Raw genomic sequence first — 6,081 nt, forward strand, 5'->3', positions numbered from 1 at the left:
TAGACTTTTTGGGTAAGATTGACGGTGAAGAGTTTGAAGGCGGCAAAGCAGAAGGTTTTGACCTAGCTATGGGTGCTGGTCGTATGATCCCTGGTTTTGAAGACGGTATTTTAGGTAAGAAAGCGGGCGAAGAGTTTACTATCGAAGTAAACTTCCCTGAAGACTACCACGCTGAGCACCTAAAAGGTAAAGCGGCTACTTTCGATATCAAGATCAACAAAGTAGAGAAGCCAGAACTTGCTGAAGTTAACGAAGAGTTTGTAAAACTTTTCGGTATTGAGTCTGGTGAACTAGATGCGCTTAAAGCTGAAATCCGTAAGAATATGGAACGTGAGCTAGAGCAAACCCTAAAAGCTGGTGTTAAAGAGCAAGTGCTTTCAGGTTTATTAGAGCAAAACCAAATTGATATTCCTGCTGCTTTAGTTTCTCAAGAAGTTGAGCAACTACGTAAGCAAGCGATGCAACGTTTTGGTGAAAACGCCAAAAATGCACCAACACTTCCAGATGAACTTTTCTCTGAACAAGCAGAGCGCCGCGTGCGCACTGGTTTGCTATTAGGCGAGTTAATTAAAGTTAACGAACTTAAAGCTGACGACGAGAAAGTGAATGCTCACATTGCTTCTTTTGCTTCAGCTTATGAAGATCCAAGTGAAGTGCTTGAGTACTACGCGAAAAACGAAGAGTTAATGAATAACGTTCGTAACGTGGTACTAGAAGAGCAAGCAATTGAGTTTGTTCTAGATAAAGCCAAAGTAACTGAAAAAGAAGTGGCTTTTGACGAAATTATGAACAAGCAAGGTGTAAACTAAGTTCTAATTTGACTTAGCTACCTTTTTCTCGCATATAATGGCTCGTATGTAACTCATACGAGCCATTTTTTTTAAGGAAGAGCGCATCAATGTCTAAAGAAGTAAATCAGTCAGCATTCGATCCCATGGCGGCTTTGGTGCCAATGGTTATTGAGCAAACCTCAAAAGGGGAGCGCTCTTATGATATCTACTCACGCTTGTTAAAAGACCGAGTGATCTTTTTAACTGGCCAAGTTGAAGACCATATGGCAAACCTAGTGGTTGCTCAGTTGTTGTTTCTTGAGTCAGAGAATCCTGAAAAAGACATTTTCATTTACATTAATTCACCCGGTGGGTCAATTAGTGCGGGTATGGCCATTTATGACACCATGCAATTTATTAAACCGCAAATTAGCACCGTTTGTATGGGCATGGCCGCAAGTATGGGCGCCTTTTTATTAGCCGGTGGCGCTAAAGGCAAGCGTTATTGCTTACCTAATGCCAAGGTAATGATTCACCAACCTCTAGGTGGTTATCAAGGTCAGGCTTCTGACATTGAAATTCATGCAAATGAAATTATTAAAACAAAACGTCGTATGAACGAGTTGTTGGCCGAGCATACTGGACAAAGTTTTGATACTATCGCTAGAGACACTGATCGCGATAACTATATGACGGCTGAACAAGCTAAAGAATATGGTATCGTCGACGATATCTTTGCGCGTCGTGTATAAAGCTTTTTATCGCACGGTCTGTACGGATAGAGCATAGAGAGAATAGCATTCTGGGCAGTTTGTTTTACACTGTAAGAAGAGCTTAAGATTGCTACAAAGTTTGAGGTTAGCGAATGACAGATAAGCGCAAGGGTGATGGAGATAACAGTAAGCTGTTGTATTGCTCCTTCTGCGGTAAAAGCCAGCATGAAGTGAGAAAGCTGATTGCCGGTCCCTCCGTCTATATTTGTGACGAATGTGTTGAGTTATGTAACGACATTATTCGAGAAGAAATAAAAGAAATATCGCCGAGTAAAAGAGAAGGCAATGCCTTACCGGTTCCTAAAGAAATTAGAGAACATCTAGACGATTACGTGATTGGTCAAGACCACGCCAAAAAAGTGTTGGCGGTAGCGGTATACAATCATTATAAACGTTTACGTAATGGTGATGTCGCTGACGGTATCGAGTTGGGTAAAAGTAATATTTTGCTAATCGGTCCTACTGGTAGCGGTAAAACCCTATTAGCGGAAACCTTAGCTCGCTTGCTCGATGTACCTTTTACCATGGCCGATGCGACCACTTTAACTGAAGCCGGTTACGTGGGTGAAGATGTAGAAAACATCATTCAAAAGCTACTGCAAAAATGTGATTACGATGTAGAGAAAGCTCAGCGTGGTATTGTTTACATCGATGAAATTGACAAAATTTCTCGTAAGTCAGACAACCCTTCAATTACTCGAGATGTATCGGGTGAAGGTGTTCAGCAGGCACTATTGAAGTTGATTGAAGGCACGGTGGCTTCTGTTCCGCCTCAAGGTGGCCGTAAGCACCCACAACAGGAATTTTTGCAGGTTGATACCTCTAAAATCCTATTTATCTGTGGAGGCGCGTTTGCTGGCTTAGATAAGGTGATTGAGCAGCGTGCTACAACCGGTACTGGTATTGGCTTTGGTGCCGAAGTGAAAGGTGAAGCCGATAAGAGTACCTTGAGTGAAACGTTTTCTAAGGTTGAGCCTGAAGACTTGGTGAAGTACGGCTTGATCCCTGAGTTTATCGGTCGTTTACCAGTGGTGGCAACCTTAACTGAACTTGATGAAGAAGCGCTTATTCAAATTTTGAGTGAGCCTAAAAATGCCCTTACCAAACAGTATGGTGCCTTGTTTAAGCTTGAAGATGTTGAGCTTGAGTTTCGTGAAGATGCGCTTCGTGCTATCGCTCATAAGGCTATGGAACGTAAAACTGGGGCTCGTGGTTTACGCTCCATCGTTGAAGCTGTATTGCTTGATACTATGTATGAGTTACCTTCTATCGATAACATCAGTAAAGTCGTGATTGATCAAACCGTTATTCAAGGCGAAAGCGATCCTATCATGATTTACACTAGCGAAGATAAAGCGGCCAGCGCCGATTAATTAGTCGTCGGTTTGTGATTAAAAAGCCAGTCTTGTGACTGGCTTTTTTGTGTCCGTTCGGCGAGAAAAATTAAAATTATTGGTTATTCATCGTCTTTAGGGCTTTGATGTTGATAAGCACGCTGGCTTAAGGCTTGGTTTTGGGTATTGTCCTTAAGTTTTACTTTATAGTGTAAGCCAGCCTTGGCTAGCATGTGAGCTGCGATGGGTGCGGTAATTAATAAAAACACCGAGATTAATAGCTCTTTTAAGGTGAGGTGGCCTAAGTCGAAGCTAAAGTAAATCATCGAGGCAATTAAGATACAACCCACACCTAAGGTACTGGCTTTGGTTGGGGCGTGTAGGCGAGTGAAAAAATCTGGGAACTTAGCCAGTCCAATAGAGCCAATCAACATCACAATGGCCCCCAATACTAAAAATATACTCACTATCAATTCAACTAAACCGGACATCATCTTCCCTTACTCAATTATATCGCCGCGTAATAAGTACTTACAAAAGGCTGCAGTGCTAACAAAACCTAACAGTGCAATCAGTAAGGCGCTTTCGTAATAGCTCTCAGACCCCTGATATAGACCTAGCAGAATGATTAAAGCGATGCTGTTGATATACATGGTATCCACCGCAATAATTCTATCGGGAGCGCTAGGGCCAACAATGAGGCGCCAAGTGTTTAAGGCCAAAGCACAACATAACAAGGCGCTGGCAAATACAATGGCATAACTTAGCATTGAAAAATCTCCTTAAGCGGGGCTTCATAACGTTGTTTGATTTGGGTAATCAAGGCTTGTTCATCGTCCATGTGTAGAACATGAACATACAGCCATCGTTTATCATCCGATAGTTCCACACTGCAGGTACCGGGAGTAAGAGATACACTGCTGGTGAAAATGGTTAGAGGTAGTGGTTCTGTAATGTTGATAGGCACGGCAATAAAGGCCGGCTTGAGATTACCATTAGGCTGTAAAACCCGTATTGCCACATCAAAGTTCGAGATAATGATGTCGTATAACAGGCGGCTGGTGTAAAGCAGCACTTTTAGTGGGCTTTTCGCCACAGCTTCTTTTTCAGATAAAGGGGCAACAATCCAAGGGATTACTACCGCCAATACTGCGCCTAGTAGCATTTGTCCGCGGCTGAAATCGTGTAAAATCAACCACACTATCCACAGTAGTAAACTGTGATAGGGGGTGGGAAACCATTGAAAGCTTCTAGATTTTTTCATCGCTGACTTACCTCATGAAGTTGTTGCAAGCTGAGGCCTGAATTGAGTTGCTCTGCGGCAAGTTCGGCGTATTCGGTAACGGCTCCACCGAAAATGACCATTACCGGCAGCAAACTAACTAATATGGCTAGCGCCAGAAACTGCGAAGGGTGAGCCTGTAACGCACTGCTGTTTTTCTCACCGCTACTTCGCCAAAATAATGAGCTGCCAGCGCGAGATAGCGCCACTAATGAGATCAATCCTGCGCCTAAAATAACCGGCCATACCCAAAGCATTTGCTGACTTGTTTGTACTGACTGCATGATCAAGGCTTTGCCAATGAAACCCGACAAGGGGGGCATGCCAATTAGCGCAATCGCCAGTAAGACAAAAACAAAGCCCAGTTTGGCTGCTTGAGGCATGGCTCTGGCGCTGACGAAACGGTCTTCCGCCTTACCACGTTGTTGCTGTATTAGCCCTGCTAATAAGAACATTGCAGCGCAGGCGATGGTGCTATGCACTAAGTAATATATCCCAGCGGTGCTGGCTTGTTGGCTATTTAAGCAAATGCTAACCAATAAGGTGCCTACCGACACAATCACCAAGTTGCTACACAATAGCCGCAAGCTTTTACTGGCTAGAACGGCTATCGCGCCAATCACGATGGTGAGTAGCGCAATCGGCCATAACCATGGTAGGGCGATATTTGCTAGTTCACCGGCTTGGTTGCCAAACATCACTCCATGCACTCGCCAGATGCTGTAAATGCCAACTTTAGTCATAATGGCGAACAAGGCGGCCACCGGCGTACTAGTGGTGGAATACGCTTTAGGTAGCCAGAAGTGTAGGGGCAGCATGGCGGCTTTTAAACCAAATACAGCCAATAACAATAAGGCTCCAGATTTCGTCAACAATAGCTCGTTAGCGCCCAATTGTGGGATCTTATCCGCCATGTCGGCAAAGTTAAGCGTACCTAAGGTGCCATAAAGGGTACCAAGAGCAAACAAGAACAAGGAAGAGCCAATCAGATTTAAAAATACATAATGAATATTAGCCTGAACCCGTTGTTTGCCGCCGCCGTGGATCATTAACGAGTAGGAGGCGATGAGCAGTACTTCAAAAAATACAAACAAGTTGAAGGCATCACCAGTAAGGAAGGCGCCGTTAATACCCATCAGCTGAAACATAATCAAGGGATGAAAGAACACACCGGCTTTATCTTCTCCTGCGCAGGCGTATAAGGTCACAGCCAGCCCCAGCACCGCACTTAAACATACCATTAGCGCAGAAAAAGCATCGGCAACCAGTACGATGCCAAATGGCGCAGACCAGTTCCCTAGCGCATAGACTTGCACACCTTGCTGGCGAATGGTGAAGAGTAAGCTGAAAGCGACGAGCACTAGCAACAAATTCGCACTAAGCGTAACAGCACGTTGCAGTGGCAGCGAAGCGCTGAAACGGGGGAATAGCAATATAACTGCCACAAAAAATGGGATGAGTACCGGCAGAATAATCAAATGATCGAGTAGGCTCATTAAGCTTTTTCCTCCCGAGCAAGTGGATCCACGGGTTCTTCGCCGTCGACATGGTCATTGCCTAAATCGGCTCGCCCGCGCATGGCTAATATCACGGCAAACGCGGTCATCGCAAAGCCAATTACAATCGCGGTAAGCACCAAAGCTTGAGGGAGGGGGTCGGCGTAGTGCTCGCTGCCATTTAATACCGCTGGCGCACCAATGCTTAGCCCACCACTGGCAAATAAAAACAAGTTAACCGCATAAGACAATAAGGTTAAACCGATAACCAGCGTAAAAGTATGACCACGCAACATCAGGAAAATGCCACAAGCGCTCATGAAGCCGACACACACGGCGTAGATTAACTCCATTATCTTTCTCCTACGGTGAGTCGTTCTTTGGTGGTGAGCTTGCCTAAACTGGCCAAAATTAGCAGGGTGGCGC

The 6,081-nt window shown here is 44.6% G+C and carries 8 protein-coding genes; 3 read left to right on the top strand and 5 right to left on the bottom strand.

The window, feature by feature from the left end; all coding sequences use genetic code 11:
- From tig to clpX, 3 genes are all read left to right on the top strand, one after another.
- The coding region (gene tig, locus ACQY6Q_RS14355) for a trigger factor (protein ID WP_427982375.1) at positions 1–809 on the top strand (809 nt) is incomplete at its 5' end.
- An 89-nt stretch (positions 810–898) separates the two neighbouring features.
- Positions 899–1,522 (top strand): ATP-dependent Clp endopeptidase proteolytic subunit ClpP, encoded by a 624-nt coding sequence (gene clpP / locus ACQY6Q_RS14360; protein WP_427982376.1) that lies wholly within the window; start codon positions 899–901, stop codon positions 1,520–1,522.
- A gap of 113 nt (positions 1,523–1,635) precedes the next feature.
- A complete protein-coding gene (clpX, locus tag ACQY6Q_RS14365; RefSeq protein WP_427982377.1) occupies positions 1,636–2,916 on the top strand; it encodes an ATP-dependent protease ATP-binding subunit ClpX in 1,281 nt (426 codons plus the stop codon).
- Between the two features lie 83 nt (positions 2,917–2,999).
- On the opposite strand, the gene ACQY6Q_RS14370 is transcribed toward clpX, so the two are convergent.
- The 5 genes from ACQY6Q_RS14370 to ACQY6Q_RS14390 are packed head-to-tail and all read right to left on the bottom strand — an operon-like array spanning position 3,000 to position 6,008.
- On the bottom strand, positions 3,000–3,368 hold the full coding sequence (locus tag ACQY6Q_RS14370; protein ID WP_427982378.1) for a Na+/H+ antiporter subunit G: 369 nt from the start codon (positions 3,366–3,368) through the stop codon (positions 3,000–3,002).
- A 9-nt stretch (positions 3,369–3,377) separates the two neighbouring features.
- Complete coding sequence (locus tag ACQY6Q_RS14375) at positions 3,378–3,647, bottom strand: K+/H+ antiporter subunit F (RefSeq protein ID WP_055731303.1); 270 nt, start codon at positions 3,645–3,647, stop codon at positions 3,378–3,380.
- Entirely contained in the window at positions 3,641–4,141 is a 501-nt protein-coding gene (locus ACQY6Q_RS14380) for a Na+/H+ antiporter subunit E (RefSeq protein ID WP_427982379.1), read from the bottom strand. The genes ACQY6Q_RS14375 and ACQY6Q_RS14380 overlap by 7 nt, the downstream gene beginning before the upstream one ends.
- Positions 4,138–5,655: a monovalent cation/H+ antiporter subunit D gene (locus ACQY6Q_RS14385; protein ID WP_427982380.1), complete on the bottom strand. Its 1,518-nt coding sequence runs from the start codon at positions 5,653–5,655 to the stop codon at positions 4,138–4,140. The genes ACQY6Q_RS14380 and ACQY6Q_RS14385 overlap by 4 nt, the downstream gene beginning before the upstream one ends.
- Complete coding sequence (locus ACQY6Q_RS14390) at positions 5,655–6,008, bottom strand: Na+/H+ antiporter subunit C (protein ID WP_427982381.1); 354 nt, start codon at positions 6,006–6,008, stop codon at positions 5,655–5,657. Before ACQY6Q_RS14390 ends, ACQY6Q_RS14385 begins: the two co-directional genes overlap by 1 nt.
- Positions 6,009–6,081: the final 73 nt, after the last annotated feature.

The sequence above is a fragment of the Agarivorans sp. genome, assembly GCF_050295395.1.
Lineage (GTDB): Bacteria > Pseudomonadota > Gammaproteobacteria > Enterobacterales > Celerinatantimonadaceae > Agarivorans.

Excerpts from the sequence above, each read along its gene's own strand:
- ACQY6Q_RS14380 (WP_427982379.1), bottom strand. The coding sequence starts at position 4,141 with ATGAAAAAATCTAGAAGCTTTCAATGGTTTCCCACCCCCTATCACAGT.
- ACQY6Q_RS14385 (WP_427982380.1), bottom strand. The coding sequence starts at position 5,655 with ATGAGCCTACTCGATCATTTGATTATTCTGCCGGTACTCATCCCATTT.
- ACQY6Q_RS14375 (WP_055731303.1), bottom strand. The coding sequence starts at position 3,647 with ATGCTAAGTTATGCCATTGTATTTGCCAGCGCCTTGTTATGTTGTGCT.
- ACQY6Q_RS14390 (WP_427982381.1), bottom strand. The coding sequence starts at position 6,008 with ATGGAGTTAATCTACGCCGTGTGTGTCGGCTTCATGAGCGCTTGTGGC.
- clpP (WP_427982376.1), top strand. The coding sequence starts at position 899 with ATGTCTAAAGAAGTAAATCAGTCAGCATTCGATCCCATGGCGGCTTTG.
- ACQY6Q_RS14370 (WP_427982378.1), bottom strand. The coding sequence starts at position 3,368 with ATGTCCGGTTTAGTTGAATTGATAGTGAGTATATTTTTAGTATTGGGG.
- clpX (WP_427982377.1), top strand. The coding sequence starts at position 1,636 with ATGACAGATAAGCGCAAGGGTGATGGAGATAACAGTAAGCTGTTGTAT.